The sequence below is a fragment of the Cupriavidus nantongensis genome, assembly GCF_001598055.1.
In the GTDB taxonomy this organism is placed as follows: Bacteria; Pseudomonadota; Gammaproteobacteria; order Burkholderiales; family Burkholderiaceae; genus Cupriavidus; species Cupriavidus nantongensis.
The window spans coordinates 1,840,733-1,862,009 of the sequence record NZ_CP014845.1; the positions used below are offsets into that span (position 1 = coordinate 1,840,733).

Annotated in this window: 12 protein-coding genes; 2 read left to right on the forward strand and 10 right to left on the reverse strand. The window is 70.9% G+C overall.

From position 1 onward, the window contains the following. Positions 1-35 precede the first annotated feature (35 nt). Positions 36-761, forward strand: a complete 726-nt coding sequence (locus tag A2G96_RS29145) for a heavy metal response regulator transcription factor (protein WP_062803608.1) — start codon at positions 36-38, stop codon at positions 759-761. Further along, positions 758-2,155, forward strand: a complete 1,398-nt coding sequence (locus A2G96_RS29150; RefSeq protein ID WP_062803609.1) for a heavy metal sensor histidine kinase — start codon at positions 758-760, stop codon at positions 2,153-2,155. Before A2G96_RS29145 ends, A2G96_RS29150 begins: the two co-directional genes overlap by 4 nt. A gap of 193 nt (positions 2,156-2,348) precedes the next feature. On the opposite strand, the gene A2G96_RS29155 is transcribed toward A2G96_RS29150, so the two are convergent. From A2G96_RS29155 to A2G96_RS29200, 10 genes are all read right to left on the reverse strand, one after another. After that, entirely contained in the window at positions 2,349-4,916 is a 2,568-nt protein-coding gene (locus A2G96_RS29155; protein WP_062803610.1) for a CHASE2 domain-containing protein, read from the reverse strand. Next, complete coding sequence (locus A2G96_RS29160) at positions 4,849-6,561, reverse strand: FecR domain-containing protein (RefSeq protein WP_062803611.1); 1,713 nt, start codon at positions 6,559-6,561, stop codon at positions 4,849-4,851. Before A2G96_RS29160 ends, A2G96_RS29155 begins: the two co-directional genes overlap by 68 nt. Next, complete coding sequence (locus A2G96_RS29165) at positions 6,554-7,279, reverse strand: response regulator transcription factor (RefSeq protein WP_062803612.1); 726 nt, start codon at positions 7,277-7,279, stop codon at positions 6,554-6,556. Before A2G96_RS29165 ends, A2G96_RS29160 begins: the two co-directional genes overlap by 8 nt. 227 nt (positions 7,280-7,506) lie before the next feature. Further along, complete coding sequence (gene pelG / locus A2G96_RS29170) at positions 7,507-8,877, reverse strand: exopolysaccharide Pel transporter PelG (protein WP_062803613.1); 1,371 nt, start codon at positions 8,875-8,877, stop codon at positions 7,507-7,509. Between the two features lie 2 nt (positions 8,878-8,879). Continuing rightward, complete coding sequence (pelF, locus tag A2G96_RS29175; RefSeq protein WP_062803614.1) at positions 8,880-10,472, reverse strand: GT4 family glycosyltransferase PelF; 1,593 nt, start codon at positions 10,470-10,472, stop codon at positions 8,880-8,882. After that, a complete protein-coding gene (locus A2G96_RS29180) occupies positions 10,469-11,455 on the reverse strand; it encodes a tetratricopeptide repeat protein (protein WP_062803615.1) in 987 nt (328 codons plus the stop codon). The genes pelF and A2G96_RS29180 overlap by 4 nt, the downstream gene beginning before the upstream one ends. Continuing rightward, a complete protein-coding gene (locus A2G96_RS29185) occupies positions 11,448-12,887 on the reverse strand; it encodes a PelD GGDEF domain-containing protein (protein ID WP_062803616.1) in 1,440 nt (479 codons plus the stop codon). Before A2G96_RS29185 ends, A2G96_RS29180 begins: the two co-directional genes overlap by 8 nt. A gap of 61 nt (positions 12,888-12,948) precedes the next feature. Further along, positions 12,949-13,521 (reverse strand): hypothetical protein, encoded by a 573-nt coding sequence (locus A2G96_RS29190; protein ID WP_062804200.1) that lies wholly within the window; start codon positions 13,519-13,521, stop codon positions 12,949-12,951. A gap of 77 nt (positions 13,522-13,598) precedes the next feature. Further along, entirely contained in the window at positions 13,599-17,678 is a 4,080-nt protein-coding gene (locus tag A2G96_RS29195) for a tetratricopeptide repeat protein (RefSeq protein ID WP_062803617.1), read from the reverse strand. Beyond that, the gene (locus A2G96_RS29200) at positions 17,641-20,433 is read right to left on the reverse strand and encodes a bifunctional glycoside hydrolase/polysaccharide deacetylase family protein (protein ID WP_231909690.1); all 2,793 of its coding nucleotides are present in this window, start codon (positions 20,431-20,433) and stop codon (positions 17,641-17,643) included. Before A2G96_RS29200 ends, A2G96_RS29195 begins: the two co-directional genes overlap by 38 nt. Between the last annotated feature and the right edge of the window lie 844 nt (positions 20,434-21,277).

Below are 21,277 nucleotides of genomic sequence, written 5' to 3' on the forward strand. Positions count from 1 at the left end.
CGCCCGGCACGACCAATCGCGTAAGGAAAGTGCTGATGAAACTGCTTGTGGTGGAGGACGAATCCAAGACCGGCGAATACCTGCGCCAGGGGCTGACCGAGGCGGGCTTCGTCGTCGACCTGGTGCGCAACGGGCTGGACGGCCAGCACATGGCCATGACCGAGCCCTACGACCTGATCGTCCTCGACGTGATGCTGCCGGACGTGGACGGCTGGCGCATCGTGCAGGCGCTGCGCGCGGGGCAGAACCCGGTGCCGGTGCTGTTCCTGACCGCGCGCGACAGCGTGGCCGACCGTGTCAAGGGGCTGGAGCTGGGCGCGGACGACTACCTGGTCAAGCCGTTCGCCTTCTCCGAACTGCTGGCGCGCGTGCGCACGCTGCTGCGCCGCGGCACCGCGCAGATGACGCTGGACCGCATCCAGGTGGCCGACCTGGTGCTGGACCTAACCCGCCGCCGCGCCACGCGCGCCGGGCGCCGCATCACGCTGACCAGCAAGGAGTTCGCGCTGCTGGAACTGCTGGCGCGCCGCCGCGGCGAGGTGCTGCCGCGCTCGCTGATCGCCTCGCAGGTGTGGGACATGAACTTCGACAGCGACAGCAATGTCATCGACGTCGCCATCCGGCGCCTGCGTGCCAAGATCGACGACGGCTTCGACGCGCGCCTGATCCAGACCGTGCGCGGCATGGGCTATGTGCTGGAAGCGCCCGAAGCCGCCGACGAGGCAGACACGCCGCCGGCAAACGACGGGCAGCCCGCATGAAGCCCCGGCTGTCGCTGACGGCACGGCTCACCATCCTGTTCTCGCTGTCGTCGGCGGCGGTGCTGCTGGGGCTGGGCGTGCTGATCTGGCTGGCGATCGACGATCATTTCGCCGACGAGGACTACGCGGTGCTGGCCGACAACGTGCGGCTGATCGAGAAGATCGCCGCCGACGGCCCGGCGGCGTCGCTGCCGCAACGGCTGGGGCCGGCGCTGGAGCACCATGCCGGCTTCGTCGCCGAAGTGCGTGGCGCCGATGGCAAGCGCCTGTACGCGACGAAGGATTTCGATTTCCGCCCGGCGCTGGCCGCCGCCGCGCAGGCGCGGGCAGGACGCGACGCCTTTGCCTGGGAGCAGCAGGGCCAGACCTATCGCGGCCTGCGCGCGCAGCTGGCGCTGGCGCATGCCGGCGTACAGTCGGACGGCCGGGCGGGCGGGCTGCAGGTGCTGGTCGGCATGGACACGGCGTTGCATGACCACTTCATGCACGCGTTCCGCAACACGCTGGCCTTCTACGGCGCGCTGGCGGCGCTGGCGAGCGGGCTGCTGGGCTGGTGGGCGGCGCGGCGCGGGCTGTCGCCGCTGCGCACCATGGCCTCGCGCGCGCGCGCCGTCACTGCGCACAAGCTGGACGAGCGCATGCCGGTCGAGACCGTGCCGGTGGAAATGGCGGATCTCGCCGCCAACCTCAACGCGATGCTGGAGCGCCTGCAGCGCGACTTCGCCCGGCTGTCGGAATTCTCGTCGGACCTCGCGCACGAGCTGCGCACGCCGATCACCAACCTGATGACGCAGACCCAGGTGGTGCTGTCGCAGCCGCGCGATGCGGCGCGCTACCGCGACGTGCTGGCATCTAACGTGGAAGAGCTGCAGCGGCTGTCGCGCATGGTCTCGGACATGCTGTATCTCGCCAAGACCGAGCACGGCATCACGCTGCCCAGCGCGGAACCGATCGAGGTGGCGGAGGAAGTCGAGGCGCTGTTCGACTTCTACGATGCGCTCGCCGAGGACAAGGGCGTGCGGCTCACGCTGCGCGGCCGCGGCCGCATCACCGGCGACCGGCTGATGCTGCGCCGGGCGCTCAGCAACCTGTTGTCGAATGCGCTGCGGCATACGCCCGCGGGCAAGGGCATCGTCGTGGAAATCACGCCGGGTGCCGACGCGGTGCAGGTGGTGGTGGAGAACGAAGGCGAGACCATCCGGCCGGAATTGCTGCCCGCGCTGTTCGACCGCTTCTTCCGCGCCGACAAGTCGCGCGCGCGGCCCGAGTCCGATGGCGCCGGACTGGGGCTGGGGCTGGCGATCACGCAGGCCATCGTCGCCGCGCACGGTGGCGCAATTGGCGTGTCGTCGGAGGCGGGCAGGACGCGTTTTGTCCTGACCTTTCCTGCTTAGCTTTGCGCCTGGGGCAAAAAAAGCCGCCCACGCCAGTTACAGCCATGGGGGAGCTGGCGTGGGCGTGAAGACCACCGGATGCGGCTCCAGCGGTGCTCCGATGCTACGCAAATCCCCCGTTTGCGACTGCCAACAATTGTGTCGGCGGCCGTAACAGGCAGTGCCCGGCACGTGTCCCCGGGCCGCGATGACGTCATACCGAGGCAGGCTGCAAGGTCGCGGAAAACGGCAGCTCGATGCGGAACACCGCACCCATGCCGGGCCGGCTGCGCACGCTGGCCTGGCCGCCATGCCGCTCGGCCACGGCACGCACCAGTACCAGCCCCAGCCCCGTCCCTTCCGGCGCGCCCTGCTGGCCTTCGTGCAGCCGCGCGAACGGCTCGAACAGCCGGGCCTGGTCGGCCTCGGCAATGCCGGGCCCATGGTCCTGCACGGCCACCACGAAGCGCTCCGCCTCGCGCGTCAGCGACACCGTCACGGTCGCGCCCGCCGGGCTGAACTTGATCGCATTGCTGACCAGGTTGGCGATGGCGCGCACCAGCAGCGCGGGTTCGCCCTGCAGCACCGCGGGATCGTCGGGCAGGTCGATCTGCAAGGACACCTCGCGCGCCTTGGCCAGCGCCCACAGCTGGTCGGTGGCGTCGAGCACCAGTCCGCCAAGCTCCACTTCCATAAACGCCAGCGCCTTCGATTCCGCGCGCGCCACGCTGATGAAATCGTCGGCGAGCTCCAGGGTGCGGCGCGCATGCGCCGCGATGCGGGCGAGCACGCCGTTGTCCGCGGCAGTATCGCCGGCGCTGGTGCCGGCGCTGGGGCCGGCGCTGGGGCTGGCGCTGGCGCCGGCGCTGGTGCCCGCCTGCTGCGCGCGCCGTTCTTCCAGTTCGATCAGCGCCAGGATCGACGCCTGCGGCGAGCGCATGTCGTGCGACAGGAAGCGCAGCATCTGCTCGCGCTGGCGCTCCGCCAGGCGGATCGCGGTGATGTCGATCACGCTGACGATCAGGCCGGCCACGGCGCCGGATTCGCCGTGCAGCGGCGCGCCATGCAGCAGGTAGCGGCGGTCGCCGCGCCCGGACACTTCGATGCCGCCCTCGGGCACCGGCGCGGGCATCACCGGCGCGCCGGCATGGCGGTCATGCAGCGCCTGCCAGTACGCCAGCGCCGCTGCCGGCGCCGGGCACACCGCCTCGATCAGCGCGCGGATGCCGGGGCGCGGCACGCCCGGCTCTGCTGGCCCCTCAGGCCCCTCAGGCCCCTCAGGCACGCGCGCCAGCAGCGCCGGGGCCAGCGCCACGCAGCGCCGGTTGGCCAGCCGCACGCCGCCGTCCAGGTCGCAGATGGCGGTGGCGTCGGGCAGGCTTTCGATCCCGTCGGAGAGGAAACGGCGCAGGCCGCGCAACTGCGCGCTGACGCCGTAGACCGCGCGCATGCGGCTGTCGAGCGTGGCGCCGGGGTGGCGCGGCGCGGGCATCACGCCGGGCTCGCGCTCGAGCCGCGCCAGCTCGTCGGTGAGAAAGCGCAGCGCCGCTTCCTGGCGCAGCCAGCTCCACAACGGATAGAACAGCACGCAGCCCAGCACCGCGGCGGCCGGCGCAAACCATAGCCGCGCCAGCGCCAGCAGCGCCAGCGACCCCAGCAGCAGGCCTGCCAGCAGCAGCCCGGTGGCCACCAGCGCGCCGCGCGGCGGCAGCCGCAGCGCCGCCAGCGCCGCCAGCAGCACCGCCAGCAGCGTGCCGCCGGCCTGCCATGCCGGCGACACCGCGACAATGGCGTCGCCGTCGCTGACCGCCTGCACCGTGTTGGCCAGGATCTCGACGCCGCTCATGCCGCGGCCGTCGCGCGAGACCGGTGTCGGCAGCACGTCGCCCATGCCGGTGGCAAGCGCGCCGATCAGCACCGCCTTGCCGGCAAACCTGGCCGGATCGATGCGGCCATCGAGCACGTCGCGCACCGACACGCGGGCGAAGGTGCCGGGCGGACCGGCGTAGGGGATGCGCACGCGGCCGCTGCGTTCCCAGCCATTGGCTTCGGTGACCACGGCAGGCTCATGGCGCACGCGCGCGGTCAGCGCGCCCGCGCGGCCGAAGCCAGCCATCACCGCGGCCAGGTGCGGCACGCCGGCGGCGGCCACCGGGTGCGGGCCTTCGCGCAGGTAGACCTGGCGCGCCACGCCGTCGGTATCGACCACCATGTTGATATGGCCGACGGCGGCGCCGAGCCCGGCCAGCGGGTAGCGCACCAGCATGCCGGCGGGGCCGGGCTCGGCCAGCACCGGCAGCACCACGTTGCCTGCCAGCGCCATGCTGCGCGCCAGCACGGCGTCGTCCTGCGGATAGCGGGTATCGCGCTCGGACAGGATCACGTCGACGCCGATCACACGCGGGCCGCCGGCGGCGATGCGGTCGATCAGCTGCGCCAGCACCGCGCGCCGCCACGGCCAGCGGCCGATGGCGGTGATGCTGGCGTCGTCGATGCCGACGATGACGATGTCGTCGCGCGCGGGATGATGCTGGGCGCCGATGGCGATGTCGTAGGCGGCCAGGTCGGCACGCTCGGTCCAGCCCTGGCGCGCCGCCAGCATCACCAGCGCCAGCACCGCAGCGGCCAGCAGGCACCATTCGACCAGCGTGCGCTGGCCGAAGGCGCGCCCCGCCGCACGCGGCTGCGTGCGCGCGCCCGGCGCGGCGGACGCGTCAGTGGAGCCGGATCCGGCCACCGCCGTCCGGCCGGTCGCCCGAACCGATTGCGCCGCCCTGCGCATCGCGCAGCATGGCGATGACTTCAATGCGCTGCGGCGCCGAGAACGCGGCCGGGTCGGGCGCCACGCCGGGCGCGGCGCGCGCCACGCGGATGAAATAGACGCCGGGCGCGGGGCGCGGCAGGTCGATGGCGTTGGTGGCGGTGTGCTCGTCCGCCAGCAGCGTGGCAAAGCCAGCATCGGCCGCCAGCTGTACCCGGTAGCCGGGGCCGGGGCCGCCGCCGCCCTCGGGCCAGCCGATGTGCAGCGCGCCGCCGTCGTCCTGCAGGGTGGGAACCGGCGGCTTGGGCTCGACCCGGAACGGCACCGCGTCCGACCACGGGCCCGGCAGGCCCGCCGCATCGACGCTGCGCACGCGCCACCACCAGCGGCCCGGCGCCAGCGCCTGCGCGGCGGGCGACGCGGCGGCGGCGTGGACGGCAGCGTCGCGGGTAAAGTCGGCATCGGTGGCGAGCGCCAGCTCGTAGCTGGCCGCGGCCGGCACCGTGGCCCATTCGAAGCTGACGGCATCGGCATAGCGCACGGCATCGGCGGCCGGCTGCTGCGTGAACGGTGCCGGCGGGTTCAGCCGCACCGAGACCGGCGCCTGCGCGTCATGGCCGGTCAGCTGGTGCCGGTCGATGGCGCTGACGCTCAGGTACAGCGTGCCTTCCGGCAGGCCATCGACCCGCACCCGGGTGGCATCGGCGCCGCTGGCGGTGCCGGTCCAGACCAGCTCGCTCAGCGCCGCATCGCGCGCCACCCGCACGCGGTAGGCCACCGCCCCCGGCACCGGTTGCCAGGCCGCCTCGAACGACGGCCCCAGCACGGTTTCATTGGGCGGCAGCAGGGCCGGCGCCGGCAGCAGCGCCACCGCTTGCGACAGCTTGCCGCCCGCCGACACGCCGATGCCATAGCCGGCCTCGAGCGACGCCGCCGCGGTCATGGCGCGCTCCGGTGCCGCGGTGGACCGGGTGCGCGCGGCGCTGACACCGACACGGCCTTGCAGCACCTCGCTGCGGCTGCCGCCGGCATCGGCCGAAACGCGGTAACGGGTGCCGCGCACGCCGGTCACCATCATCGGCGTATGCATCTCGAAGCGGCCGACGCCGCCGCCCTCGGGCGCCACGCGGGTCTCGGCAGCCCCTGTGTCGATGCGGATCACGGTGTCGACCAGGCCGCTGCGCGTGAAGGTGCGCAGCCGGTTCACCGCCACGGTGGTGCCAGGCGGCAGCGTGACGCGGGTACGGTCGGGCAGCTCGAGCGTGGCCGAAGCGCCGGCCGGGGTCTCGATGCGCGCGGCCTCGTCCAGGGTCATGCCGACCTGCACTGGGCGGCCGTTGGCGCGCACCGCGCCGCTGACGTAGACCACGCGCGCCGACGCCGCCTGCTCGGGGATCTGGCTGAGCGGGATACGCACGCGCGATCCCGGCACCAGCCGGTACGGATCGGCCACGCCGTTCAGGCGCTGCAGCGTGCGCCAGCCCTGCTCCGATGCCATGTAGCGCGACGCCAGCCCGATCAGCGTATCGCCCGGTTCCACCACGTAGATAAAGTCGGCGCCCTGCGCGCCCGCTGGCCCGGCATGCGCCGGCGCTGCTGCACCGGCCAATACAGCCAGCGCGGCCAGCGCGACCCTATGCACGCCCCTATGCACGCCCCTAAGCATCGCGGCCCTCGTCCGCCTGCGCTTCGGCCGCGGAGATCTCTTCGAAACGATAGCCGTGCGAATACACCGAGGTCAGCCGCACGCCGTTCTCGGGGCGCAGTGCCAGCTTCAGGCGCAAGCGGGAAATATGCGTGTCGAGCGTGCGCGAGCCCGCGCCCATGGCGCGGCCCCATACCGCCTGCTCCATCACCTCGCGCGCCAGCAGGCGCCCGGTATTGCGGAACAGGAACAGGGCCAGCTCATATTCGCGCGGCGACAGCACCGCGGCTTCGCCGCCGACGGTGATGGTGCGCGCGTGGGTATCGACGGTGTAGTTGCCGCGCCGGATCAGCTCGACTTCCTGCGCGGCCTCCGGGTAGGCGCGGCGCAGCAGCGAGCGCACGCGCGCGACCAGCTCGCCGGCGCGGATGGGCTTGAGCATGTAGTCGTCGGCGCCCACCGTCAGGCCGTCGACGATATCGGCTTCGGCGGTACGGCTGGTGACGAACAGGATTGGCGGCATGTTGCCGGACTTCTGCCGCACCCAGCTGACCAGCTCATAACCGCTGGTGCCCGGCAGTTGCCAGTCGACCAGCAGCAGGTCGTAGGCGCGCTCGCGCAGCGCGCGCAGCAAGTCGGCCCCGTTGGCGAACGATTCGCATTCGAAACCGGCTTCGCCCAAAATCTGCCGGATCAGTTCGGCCTGATCCGGATCATCCTCCACGGATGCAATTCGCATACCTCTACACCCTTCTGCCAGCTTCCGACTGCAACTGCGGTCTCTGCCACGGCGTGTCGACGGCTCGGCCGGCAAGTCATTCTTTGTCATTCACCCTGGCAAGGGGGCGCGGCCGTCGATCTGAACCGGCGGGCCAGGCCGAAGGCCGCCGGCTGCCGCAATGTTACCCAATCGCGGCCTGTTCCGTCGAGACGCCCCGACGTGGGGTGCGCGGGCCTGCCCACCGGCTATTGCAGCATGTAGGTCTCGTACTCCAGCCGCTCCAGCTTGTGGTCCAGCATCGCCAGCGCCAGCGCCACCACCACCAGCAGCGACACCGCAAAGCCGTAGCCATACCAGGCCGGGCCCAGCTGCAGCGTCACCAGCGTCAGCGCGCAGTTCAGCACCACGAACAGCGCGGTCAGCAGCAGCACCTCGCGGCGCCGGTCCAGGTAGAAGTAGATGTTGAGCACGCCCAGCAGCACCACCTGCAGGCTGGCGCCGATCACGTCGACGTACAGCAGCGGCAGGTACAGCTCGGAAATGCCCAGCAGCCGCAGCACCCACGTGCCCACCGCGAACAGCAGCAGCGCGGCAATGGCCTGCACCTTGACGATCTCGTACAGGCCCAGCCGGATGGTCTGGACCATGGTGTTGCGCATGTCCTCGATATGCTCGAGCGAGCTGCCGCCGCGCACCGCATCGTAGAACGCGTCGTAATACTCGACGAAATCGGTCTCGATCCGCACCAGGAACACCGCCATGCCGGGAATGATGGCGAGGTAGGCCAGGAACACCGGGATGTCGTAGATGATCGACGCGCGCAGCGGCCCGATCACCTGGTGGCCGGTGGACGGCGCGTACCAGAACATGAACTTGTCGATCCAGATGCCCAAGTTGTAGAGCAGCCCGATCGCCACCAGGCTGGGGTAGGCATAGCGGCGCCGGAACACCTCGAACGAGATGAACTGGCGGCTGGTGTAGTTGCGGTAGATCAGCGTCACCATGCCGGTCAGCAGGCACAGCTGGCCCGCGACGAACCCGCCCAGCAGCCCTTCCATGCCGTAGCCGCGCAGCCCCAGCGCGGCCGCCACCGAGACCGCGTAGCCCAGCAAAAAGGTCCAGACGATGGCCTTGTACTGCTTCATGCTCGACAGGAAGATCGCCGCGATCCAGATATTGCTCAGCACCACGAAGCCCGCCACCATCAGCAGCCGGTACAGCACCGACTGCTCGCCGAAGCTGAACACCGCGCACGCCACGCCGATGCCGCCCGACAGCACCGTGGCCAGCAGCGCCACCGCGTGGTAGTTGCTGAGGATCAGGTGGTCGCGCTTCTCGAACAGCCGGTCCGAGGTAAAGCGCGTGAACGACAGCTGCATCGGCCCGGTCAGGATCAGGCTGCCCGCGATCAGGTAGGTCACCGAGACCTGGAACTGCGTGATCAGCGTGCCCGGCACCACGAACGGCAGGCTCAGCATGCCGATCAGCAGGATGCCGACGATCGACAGGATCCACGGCCCCGAGCTGATGATGCCGGCATACGCGTAGGCGCTCAGCATGCCGGACAGGTTGTCCCGCCGCAGCATCTTGCGCAGCTCGAATCCAATCCCGGCCATGCTCAGACTCCTCCGTGGACCGGGCAGCGCGCGGGATTGCCGCCGTGCCGGGCTGCGTCGGGCGCGGTGCCATCGGCCTGCGCCATCAGCCGTTGATACAGTTCGCGGTAGCTGCCCACCATGCGCTCCTGGGTGTAGTAGCGCTCCACGCGCGCCACCCCCGCGGCCTGCGCCGCCTGCCAGCGCGCCGGCTCGCGCAGCAGCCCGAGCGCGGCCGCGGCCAGCGCGGCGGGGTCGGCAATGCGCACCACCTCGCCCGCCGGACCCAGCGCGGCGTCGTCGCCGGGCAGGCCGAACAGCAGCTCGCGGCACGAGCCCACGTCGGTGGTCACGCACGGCACGCCGGCGGCAAAGCCTTCCAGCACCACCAGGGGCAGCGCTTCGCTGATCGAGCTGAGCACCAGCACGCCCACCTGCGGCAGCAGCGCGTCGATGCGCTGGAAGCCGAGGAACTTCACCTTCTTGCCCAGCCCCAGGCTTTCGGCCAGGCTGCGGCATTCGCGCGCGTATTCGGGGTCTTCGTCCTCCGGGCCGGCGATCCAGCCTTCGGCCTCGGGGTATTCGCGCACCACCGTCAGCATCGCGCGGATAAAGGTCTTGACGTCCTTGATCGGCACCACCCGGCCGATCAGGCACAGCACCGGCGGCACCCCCGGCTGGCGCTGCGCGCGCAGCGGCGCCAGGCGCGGCAGGTCGATGCCGTTGGGGATGCTGCGCGTGCGCGCCTCGGGCGCGCCGTCCTGCACCTGGCGGCGGCGGTTGCCTTCGTACAGCGCGACGATGTCGTCGCCGGCGTCATAGCAGACCCGGCCCAGGGTTTCGAAAAAGCGCACCCACAGCTCGCGGAAATAGCTGATCTGGGAGATGTCGCGCTCGAACACATTGCGGTTGTCGCGGATCCACTGGCTCTGGAACAGGTCGATCTTGCGTTCCTTGGTATAGATGCCGTGCTCCGACACCAGCAGCGGGCGCTGGTTGCGGTGGCGCAGCAGCGCGCCGAGAAAGCCCGCGTAGCCGGTCGAGACCGTGTGATAGACGCGCGCCGGGATCAGCCCGTCGGCAATCCGCACCAGCTGCCACAGCGGCTTGTGCATGATGCGCACGGTCCAGAAGTAATCGGTGAACGACGGGTCGGTGCAGAAGCGCCGGTATTGGTCGGTGATGGTCTGCCAGGCGCGGCGGCTGTACAGGAACGCGTCCTCGCCCAGCGCGCCGCCCTCGCGCAGAGCCGGCATCAGTTCGCGGATCATCGCCCCGGCCTCGGCCTCGCGGCCGGGCTCGCGCAGCAGGTCGTGCAGGCGATCGGCGGCGTCGAACGCCTTCGCGTCGCCGCCGCGGCCCTGCGCCAGCGGCGGCGGCGGGAAGTCATAGAGATAGTGCGTTTCCAGGTGCACCACGTTGGCCGGCAGCTGGTAGGCCATGTCGCCATAGTCCTCGCGCCGGCTGCCGATAAAGACGATGCCGAAGCGCAGCTCGGGGAACGCGCGGATCATCTGGTTGACCCAGCTCGACACGCCGCCGCTTACGTACGGGAAGGTGCCTTCGAGCAGCAGCATGACGTCGGCCGACGCCCCTTTCAACAGGATCTCGCTCATGATTGCCAGTACCGCAGCAGGGGCCGCACCAGCGGGAGCGGCGAGGGGCTGTCAAACGATGCCATCAGCTGGCGCACCGCGGCGTAGTCGCGTTCCAGGTAGGCGGCTTCGGCCAGGTGCGGCAGCACGCGCTCGCGCGCGAAGCCCAGCGCCTCGGCGCGCTGCAGCCAGGCGCGCGCCTCGCGCGGGGCGTTGCGCGCCAGCGCCAGGCGTCCGCGCATGTACCACAGCGAGGCAATGCTGTCGTCGTGCGACAGCGCCGCGCTGGCGTAGCGCTCGACCTGGCTGGCGGTGTAGCGATAAACGTCGCCCTGCACCAGGTTCTGGTAGATCAGCTCCCAGTACAGGTCGGCCAGGCGCTTGCTGATCTCGGCGCGCTCGCCCGGGCTGTAGGCGGTTTCCAGGCGCGGCAGCTCGGCCAGGATCTGCTGGGTCAGCTGCTTCTCGGCGCCATCCAGCATGCCGTAGGCCAGCAGCCGGATATCGTCGGCGCTGTCGGCCAGCAGTTCGCGCAGCACCGGGCTGACGGTGCGCGCCGGCATCGACTGCATCGCCACCAGCGCGGTCATGCGCTCCGGCAGCGGCGCGCGCGCATTGCCCAGCTGCGCCCGCAGCCGCGCGCCGCCGCCATGCGTGACGCGCGACATCAGGTGCGTGACAAATTCCGGCAGGCCAACCGTGCCGATGCCGCTGGTATCGACGCGGCGCGGGAACAGCTTCGACAGCAGGTAGCTGCCCACGCACACCAGCGCGCCGCCGAGCGGCACGAAGAAGCAGAACAGCGCCAGGAAGCCGTAGCTCCACGCGAACGGCACGCGGAAACGCCGTGGCAGCAGGCGCCACAGCAGCAACGCCGTCAGCGCCGCGGCCACGGCCTGCATGCCGAAAAACGCCAGCAGCAGCGCGGTGCTGTTGCCGGCGCGCGCCAGCAGCGCCAGCGCGGCGATCTGTGCGGCCAGGCCGCCGGCGCCGAGCTTAAACATGGGGCGCTTTCCCGGCTGCCGGTGCCGGCCGCGCCGTGGTGCCGTCCACCTGGGCCCGGCGCAGCAGCTTGACCAGCGCCTCTTCGGCACCGGTCGCGGGCACCGCCAGCGAGTAGACGCCGATGCCGGCGCGGGTGAAATCGGTGCCGAACTGCGCGCGCAGCATGTCTTCGATGCGCACCAGGTAGGCCGCCACGGCCTGCGCATCGGACAGCGGCATCAGCGTCAGCATGGCGCGGTGGTGGGGATTGACCAGCGGCCAGGCCACGTCGAGCGCGCGCCGGCTGCGCACCACCTGCTCGAACAGCGCATCGCGCTCCGGATCGGTGTCGAACACCAGCGCCACCACCGAGCTGTCGATGCCGGTCTCGCGCTGCAGCCGCGACAGGCGCGCATAGTCCAGCGCAAACGGATACGGACACCCCGGCAGCGCCGCCAGCAGGTTGCGGGTGGCGCCGGCATGCTCGACGCCGTCGGCGTAGTAGCCCAGCAGCACCATCAGCATCTGCAGGTTTTCATAGTTCAGCGACAGGAACGGCATGCGTTCCACCACCAGCAGGCCGATCAGGTGGTCGGAGCCCGCCAGCACCGGCGCCACCGCCACGTAGCGGGTGCGCGCATCGTGCTGCAGGCCGTCGGCGCGCAGGTGGGCAAGCTGGCGCGTGTCCAGGCAGTGGCGCACCAGCGGATCGGTGGTATCCAGCGTGAAGGCCGGGCCGATGCTGGCCGCGGCCTCGGTGTCGACGCGCTCGCCATCGCAGGCGTAGAGCGCCGCCGCCTCGACCTGGCAGGCCTGCGCCACCACCTGCAGCACCGGCTGCGCGCCGGCCAGCACGTGGCCGCCGCGGGCGGCCTGTTCCAGCGCCACGCCGCGCAGTTGCGACAGCGTGTCGCGCAGCGTGGTGGGCCGCGCCAGCAGGTCGTTCTCCAGCCGCGAGTGCGAGATGCGCAGCAGGTAGTGGTTCTTGGTCAGCGCCGCCAGGCGCTCGTCCAGGTAGCGGTTGACGGCGCGGGCGCGCGCCAGGCGCGTGCCCCAGATATCGCCGAACTGCCCGGCCACCAGCACCAGCAGCAGGCCGCCAAGGAAAAACAGGCGCGGGAATGGTCCGGGCATCACGCCGGTCTCGTGGTAGACGTACCACGCGACCAGCAGCATCAGCACGCTGCCCACGCCGATCAGCGTGCCGTAGCGCAGCGCCAGGATCACCGGCAGCAGCCAGGCCCACGGAAAGCCCATGCCCAGCAGCAACGGGTTCTGCGGCAGCACCAGCCAGGCCAGCCCGAGCGCGGCCAGCATCGCCACTACCAGTTCCACCACGGCGGCGGGTCCGGTGACCGCGGGCGCGAGCAGGCGCGCATAGCGCCCGCCCAGGCCGATGCCCTGCCCTTGCCGCGCGCGATAGGTGTTGTCAGCCGTCTTGGCCACGCTCATCCCCTTGCTTCAACCATCCATCGCCGCGCATGCGCAGCGTCGTGCCGATGACTGCCACGCTTCAGCCCTGCATCAGCGGCGCCAGCAGCCGGCGCAGCAGTTTCTGCGCGGTGCCCGACAGCGAGGCGCGGCTCCAGCCGCTGTCGCTGCCGGTGGCCGACCACACCACTTCGCCGCTGTTCACGTCGAGCAGTTGCAGCGAGATGCCGACCGCCGGCTCGCCGTCCACGCCGACCTTGTAGCGCCATTCCTGCACCGCGCCGGTCAGCGCATAGCGGGCCTTCTCGGCGCGCGCCCATTCCAGCGCCTTGCCCACCGCCTCGCGCTCGGCCGGCTCGAACAGCGTTTCCGGGTTCAGCGCGGCCGGATAGCGCTTCAGGCTGGCCACGCCGCCGGTCTTGAGCAGGCTCTCGGCGATGGCTTCGGCGCGCAGGCCGGCCTGCGGCGTCTCGGTGTAGTTGACGATCGGCAGCACCGCGATGGTCTCGCCGCGCGCCAGCGCCGGCGCGCGGCCGACGTCGGTCACCGCGCAGCCCGCCAGCCACAACGCCGCGCCCAGCGCGCCGCACCACGCGGCCAGCCGCGCTGCTGCCGTCCTGCCCGTCCTGCCTTTCACGCCCGTTTGCTTGTTCATGTTCATCCCCTTTTTCCGTATTGCCATGTCCTGTCGATGCCCCTGTCGTTGCCCTGCCGCGGCCTGACCTGCCGCGCTCAGTACAGCCAGCGGTAGCGCAATCCCAGTTCGGTCATCGGCCGCCCGCCGTTGCGCGCCGCGGTCTCGTGCGAGACATAGAGCGCCAGGTGGTCGTTGCCGAACACCGAGCCCGCCACGCCGCCCTGCACGCGGAAGTTCTGCCGCGCGCGGGTGTCGTGCAGCAGCCCGATCTCGCCGAACGGCCGCCACTTGCGCGTGTATTCGTCCAGCAGTTCGGTGCCGAAGCCGAACAGTACGCCAGCCTGCGTGAAGGCCTGCGGCATGTAGAACGCCGGCGTCGCGGCGTCGCCCGCCGGCACCAGCGCGGCCTGGCGCGGCGTCAGGCTGCCGCCCTGCGTGCTGTAGCTGGCGTGCGTCGCGACCACGCGCACGGTGTAGTCCGGATACGCAGTGCGGATCCTGTAGCCGGCCTCGACGTCATAGACCATGCCGTGGCCCAGCGTGCTGCGGTCCTGGCCGCGGAAGCGGCTGTACTCGATGCGCGCGCCGACGAACTCGCGCAGGCTGAAGCGCCACGTCGCACCCAGCCCCAGCACGTCCTTGGCGCCGCCCACGCGCAGCGGCGCGGACTCGTCGGCGGGCTGGTTGAGCCCGGCCAGCGTGCTGAACTGCAGCCGTCCCTGCTGGTTCCACTCGCCGAAGAAGCGCGCCGTGGCCATGGTGTCGAGGCCCTCGCGGTAGCCCGCGGTGGCGCGCCAGCGCTGGTTGTTGTCGCGGTAGCCCAGCGACAGGTCGGCGCGCCGGTCCGACGACGGCACGTTGGCGAGCTGCCGCGGATCGGTACTGCGCTGGTCGCGCCAAGTGCCGCGCAGGTTCAGGTCATAGCCATCCCACAGCCGCACGCCGCCGGCCAGGCTGCCTTCGGTGAACTCGAGCGGCTTCTGGTGCATGAAGCGCACGCGCGGCTCGATCGCCTGGGCGTTGAACAGCAGCGTGTCGCGCAGGGTTTCCTGCAGCGCGTCGTCGGAGCGGGACCGCTCCTGGGTCTCGAAAGCGAGCGTCTGCGCCGCGCCCAGGCGGTCCAGCCGCTGGTTGGCCTCGATCTGGCTCGCCACCGGCACGCGGCCGGCCTGGCGCTCGAGGATGCGGTCAAGGCTGTTCAGGTCCTGCCGGTCCAGCGCGATCGCCACCTCGGCATACGCCGGGCGCTGCAGCCGGTTGGCGTACTGGCGCGCCAGCCAGCCGCGCGCCAGTTCATTCGATTCGGCCGACATCGCCCACGCCAGCGCGGCATCGCGGCCGGCGGCCGACAAGGCGGCCTCGCGCCGCGCCGCGTCGCGCACGACCTCGGCGGGGACGGGATCGCGCAGCGGCGGCAGTCCTTCGACCTCGCCCAGCTGCGACGGCGCGTCCGCGCCCGGCGAACTCAGTTCGCGCGCCGCCGTGGAAGCGCGGTCGGCGCGCAGCATCTGGATCACCAGCGCGCGCGAGACCTCGCCCGAGGCAAAGATCTGCCCCAGCGCCACGGTCTGGCGGCGCAGGTCCGCGCGCGACGGCGCGCCCGAGACGTTCTCGCGCTCCTCGTCGCCATCATTGTTGTCCGGGCGCATGCGCGCAGCGCCCGTGCCGCGCCGGGCCCAGCCACGCTGCAGGTCGATCCACGCCTGGCGGCGCACGCGCCAGGCCATGTCGGTCTGGCCGACGGCTTCATAGGCGTCGGCCAGCAGGCTGAGCCAGAGCGGATCGGCGCTCTTGCCATCGTTGAGCTTGCGCAGGTAATGCAGCGCCGCGCGCCCGTCGTGGAAGCGCATATGGCCGGCGGCGAAGGCGCCCCACAGGTCGGGATTGTCCTCGGCCTGGTCCTGCAGGCGGCGCATCACCGCGCGCACCTCGGTATCTGTCCCCTGGTCGACCAGCGTCCACAGCAGCGCCGCCAGCGTTTCGCTGTCGGCGTCCGGCAGGCCCGCGGCATGGCGCAGGTCGGCCAGCGCCTGCTCGCGCTGGCCCGTGACGCGGTAGTACTCGGCGCGCCGCATCAGGAAGCGGCTCGACTGCCAGGCGGCGCGGCGCTGCTCCGCGCTCATGTCCTGCAGCAGCCGCTCGATGCGGCGGTAGGCGTGGGCGCGCGTGTAGTAGTACAGCGCCAGTTCCAGCGAGGCCGGGCTGGCGCCGCGGCGCCAGTCGGCCTCGGCGATGCGGCCGGCGTCGATCGGGGTCTTGTCGTAGTAGGCGATCAGGTTGGAGAAGTCCGCTTCGTGCCGGGCACGGACCTCGTCCATGCAGTCATTGCGCGCCGGGCCCTCCGGCAGCTGCTGGCAGTGCGTGTCGCGGGTCTGCGCGGCCGCCATCATCAGGTGCCGGTAGCCGTCCTGCAGCAGGTCGTCGCGCTGGTTTAGCTGCGCCAGCTGGGTGAAGGTGCGCCAGAACAGCAGGTCGCGCGGACCCGCGGCGGCGCGCGCCGGCAGCATCGCGTCCAGCGCCTGGGGCAGCCGGCCGCGCATATAGAGCAGGTTGGCCAGCTTGAGCGCGTAGGCGGGGCGCGGGCCAAAGCGCTGCTGCAGCTGCGTATAGAGCTGGAAGGCGCGCTCGTCCTGGCCGGCGCGTTCGGCCAGCGCGGCATGGCGTTCCATGATCTCGCGCGCCTTCGGGCCGCCGCTCAGGCCTGCGAGGAAGCGCATGGCCTCTTCCGGCTCGCCCAGGCGTTCGTAGGCGGCCACCACCTGGTCCACCGTGTTCAGGTCCGAGCCGCCCGCGCGGTGGCGCAGCGCGGCCAGGTAGGCGCGATCGTCGGACAGCCCCGGCGCCAGCCGCATCACCGCGTCCCACGCGCGCTCGTCGTTGGTGGCGCGCGCATAGTCGAGCCAGCTCTTCAGCGCTACCGCCGGCTGGCGATTCCATTCCGCCACCTGCGCCAGCCGCTCGCGCCAGACCGGCTCGCCAGGCAGCCGGCGCACGGCGGTCTCGGCCACGCGCTGAGCCTGGTCGAGCTTGCCAGCTGCCAGAAACACGCGATAGGCCAGCTCGTAGTCGTCGGCATTGAACTTCGTATCAGCCGGCTGCGCGGGCGCGGCTTCCTGTGCCGCGATCCTGCGCACGCCGAGCTGGCCGGAAGCGGCCAGCGCCTCGCGCAGCGCCAGCCCGCGCGGCCCGTCTAGAAACACCACGCCGCGCTCATGCCACGGCTGGCTGGCGGCGATGCGCCGCGCCTCGGCCTGCTGCGATTCCAGCGCGGCCAGGCTCGTACGCGCGGCATCGCGCAGCCGCGCCGACACCTTCAGCAAGCGCTCGACATAGCGGCTGGCCTGCTCCGGCTTGTTGGCCGCCAGCGCCAGCCGGGTCAGGTAGCGCAGCACCTCGGGATCGTCGAGCAGCGTGCCGGCGTGGCGCTCGGCCTGCGCCAGCGCCTCGTCCAGCAGGTTGCCTGACTGCAGCGTCTGCACCGCCCTCAGGAACAGCGCGCGCCGCTCGGCCAGCGTGGTCGCGGCCGCCTGCTGCGCGAACAGCGCGTTGGCGGCGTCGCGGTAGTCGCCGCCGGTAATCGCCATCTCCGCCAGCTGGCGGTTCCAGAAGGCCGCGTTGTTGCGGTCCTGGTTCGCCAGCGCGGTATAGAACCGGCGCATCGCCGCGTCCGCGCCGGCCTGGCGCGCCTGCGTTGCCAGCGCCTGCAGGTCGGCCACGCTCCAGCGGCGGCCGGCGGCCTGGTCCAGCAGCCGGCGCAGCTGCACCAGGTTCTGTGCGCGCTCGGCGGTTTCCGGCAGCGCGGCCCAGGCGCGCTGCTGCGCGATCTCGATGCGCGTGCGCAGTACCTGCCCCGACAGGTCGGTGCCCTGCACCGCCTGCATCCGCTCCAGCATCGCCTGCGCCTCTTCCAGGCGGCCGGTGCGCGCGTACTGCTCGGCCAGCACGCCCATGAAAGCGGGATCGTCGGGCGTGACCTTCCACCAGGCTTCCAGGTAGGCCATGGTCAGCCCGTCGATGGTGCGGCCCTGCCCCAGCAGCCGTTCGCGCAGGGTTTCGCGCGGGAACATCAGCGCCAGGCCGATGCCCACGATCGCGGTAAAGGTCAGCACCAGCGTCGGCGGCAGCAGCCGCTCGCGCTCAACCGGCGCAGCGGACTTCGACTTGTTGCCTGACATGATTGGGGTCGGTCACGGGTGCGGTATCGACACGCAGCGTGTTGCGCTCGCGCACGGCCGCCACGGGCTTGCCATCGACGCTGACGCGGCACTGGCCGGCGTTGGCCAGGCGAAAGAACGGCTTGAAGTAGCCGCTGAAGGCAAAACGGGTGACGCCGTCGCGCTGCGACCAGTCGCGCACGATGCCGCTGGCTTCCGCCAGCTGCGGCGTGGCCGGCGCCGGGGCTGCTGCGTTGCGCACGGCAAAGCGTGCGTCGCCACCGTCCAGGTGCAGGTAGACGCCGCCGCCGGGCGCCGGCGAGGTCCCGGTCACGCCCTTCGCCGCGGCCACGTCGGGCAGGCCCGCACCGCTCCAGCGCAGGTTGCGCAGGTTGCCGTCGCCGCGCACGATCCATTGCGTGCCGGCACTGCTGTCACTGCCGGCACTGCCATCGGCCACCTCGCGCGCCACCGCCATCTCCTGCCAGTCGAGCACCTTGCGCACGTAGTCGGTCGAATGCAGCGGCAGCAGCGGCTGCGCCAGCACGTAGTCGTAGACCTTGCGCAGCGCCTTCAGCGACGCCGCCTTGGTGCCGGAGTAGCTGTGGTAGTAGATGTTGACGGGCTTGAAGCGGTACGGCCGGTCGGTCAGCTCGAAGGTCTCGATCACGCGTTCGAAGCCGTAGAACGGGCCGTGCCACAGGTTGGTGTAGACGTTCTCGTTCTGGTTGGGCGCGAACACCTGGAAGGTGCCGCCGGGCTTGTGGATGCCCAGCGGCGCGATCGCAGTCCAGCTGGGATTGCTGCGCGTGATCAGCGTGTCGCCGCCGTTCATATTGAACACGCGCGCCTGGTCGGTCAGGCGCAGGGCCTCGGCCGGCGGCTGGCAGTCGCCCGACCACAGCAGCAGGCTGACCGGCTTGCCGGCGGGCGCCAGGGTGCGGTTGATGTAGTCGATGGACCCGCCGATCTCGCGCTTCAGGTCCATGGTGTAGCCGGGGATGTTCAGGTGGTAGGCCTCGTCGCCCGCGCCCGCCGCGGCCTTGCCGCCTTGTGCCGGCTGCGCCGGCTGGGCCGGCACCGTGCGCCCCCACTCGAACGGGTGCGAGAAGGTATGGCTGGCCACCTCGACATAGGGCCGGGCGAAAATCTTGCGCGCGATCGGCTCGAGCTCGGCGCTGAGCTTCGGGTACATGCCGTCGCGGCTGACCTCGCCCTGGATCACCGACATGGTCATCGGCAGCCGGTAGCGGTCGAAGATCTCGCGCAACAGCACCTCGCCGGAGAAGCCGCCGCCGGGAATCTCGGCGCGCGAGGCAAAGCCGTCGCCATCGATATGGATGGTCAGCAGGCGCCGGCCGTTCTCGGTGGTGACGTCGGGCACCGGCATCGCGGGCAGCCGCAGCGCCTCGCGCAGGAAGTCCAGCGGCTGCACCACCCAGCGGCTGTCGGCGGTGCCGATGCCGCTCTCGTGCACCGCATACGGTCCCAGCACGTAGCCGCCCCACGGCGTGATCGCGGCGGCGTCATAGGTCAGCGTGCCGGAGCGCAGGCGCAGCAGCGAGCGGAAGCCGTCGCCATCGGGCACCTGGATCGCCTCGGCCTGGTTGCGGTCGGGCGCCACCGGCATCTCGAATCCCATCATCGGGTCCTTGGCCAGCACCTCGACCGGCCCCGACACGCGCCCCCTGACCGTCTTCAGGCCGAAGCCGCGCGCCACCGCGCCGGTGACGCTGGTGCCGAAGTCGTTCAGGAACACCACCGGCATCCCCTGCGCCATGCGCGCTTGCAGCCAGGTGTGGAAGCGGCCCGGCTGCGCCGTGACCTTGCCCGTCAGGTACATCACCACGCCGGCATAGCGGTCCGGCCCGATCTCGGGCAGGTCCTCGCTGGTGTCGGCAAACTCGACCCGGTAGCCCAGGTAGTTGAGCGGCATCGAGACAAAGCGCACGCCCTCGGACTGGTCGATCGCCACGCCCGGGGCGCGCTCCTGCACCACCAGCACGCGCCGCGGCAGCACTTCGATCTTGCCGATGCCGATGGTCTGCAGGCCGGGATCGGCCACATAGGGGGTGATGCCCAGCGCGCGGATGCGGCGCGCGGTGTCGCGCGCGCAGCGGCGGTCCGCCGGCGGGCAGTAGTCGATCGACACCACCGGCAGCCGGTATTGCTCGCGGATGGTGCGCGCCTGCGCCAGCAGCCAGTCGCGGTCGGCCTGCGGCACCTCGACATAGCGGCCCTGGGCCTGGTTCCAGCCGCGGAACAGCGACTCGAAGGCAACGGCATACGCCAGGCCGTGCACCTGCGGCAGGATCTCGAAGCCGCGGTTGAAGATCAGCCGGGCATCGGGATAGCGCGCCTTGATCGCGCGCACCACGCGCACCAGGCCGGCTTCCTGGCGCGCGCGCTCGGCGTCGGTTTTGGCGGCGAGCTGGTACGAGTCCAGGGTATCGAGAAAGAAGCCGCGGAAGCCGCGCGCCCACAGCGGCGCGATCACCTTGTCGACATAGAAGGCGGGCCAGCCGTCGGCCGCCTGGTCGATCACCGGCGCGTTCCAGGCGTCGTTGCGGCCGACGAACCAGTTTTTGGGGATGTCCTTGAAGTACGGGCGGCCTTCCAGCACCTCGCCCACGCTGACATAGGCAAACCAGGCGGTCGCGGGGGTGGCGACCTGGCGCGGGTCGAAGCCGCTGTCGGGTTCGACCACGGCGATATCGAAGGCCTGCAGCGCGTCGACCGGCGGCTTGGCGCCGTAGTGGAGCGCGATCGACGGCATTGCCGGAGCGGATGCCGCAGCGCCGCCCGTCGGCTGGTCCGCGGCGACCCCGGCCGTTCCGAGGGCAAGCGCCAGCGCAGCGCACTGCGCCAGATGCCCAAGCCAGGCCAACCACCCCGGCCGGCATGGCGTGCGCCCACCCCGGCCGCGCCGGCCGCCTTGCGCTTCCCCCAGTCGATTCACAACGTGCTTCCTTTATTTTTGCGCACCCGAAGTGCACGGTGCCAGACATTTTAGAGTCGGTTCGCGACCGCGTGGCGCCTGGTTCTGACCGTCAATTCGGAAAAGTCCGATGGTATCCGGCATCCGCATGCTAGAGCAGGCAGCGGGCCAGTATTGTCAACAATTGTCCCGAAAAGGAGACATGGAGCCGGCTTGCGCGTTAACTGCTGCCGGCGTGGGCCGGTGCCCGGGACACCGGGTTGCCAGCCAGCCTTGGGAAGATTGATCCTCGCCAGGCCCGGCCGTCACTGTCCGTTACCGGATTTCCGGACAGCCGGTTTGCCACCGCATGAATTCTTTGCGTTCATTCTCTTATGGATCGACGCGCATGCAGACCATTGACTCATGTATTGACATGGATAACCTGCCTGCTGTCACGGGTATTGTGGTTTATCCGCATAATGTTATATCCGCGCCGGACTGACCTCACCCGAACGCGGTAGGATGGGTGCCGTAAAAATTTGTAAAAAAGATAGCACCAGCTTGCGGCGGACGGCAGCCCATTATGCACGACAGCATGGCACGCCGCCCGACCGCGGTGCACGCACAGCCAAACGCGACAATAAAAAATCAGGGAATTCACTGAACCGGTACTGAAGTAGAAAACGCTAATATCTCCTGT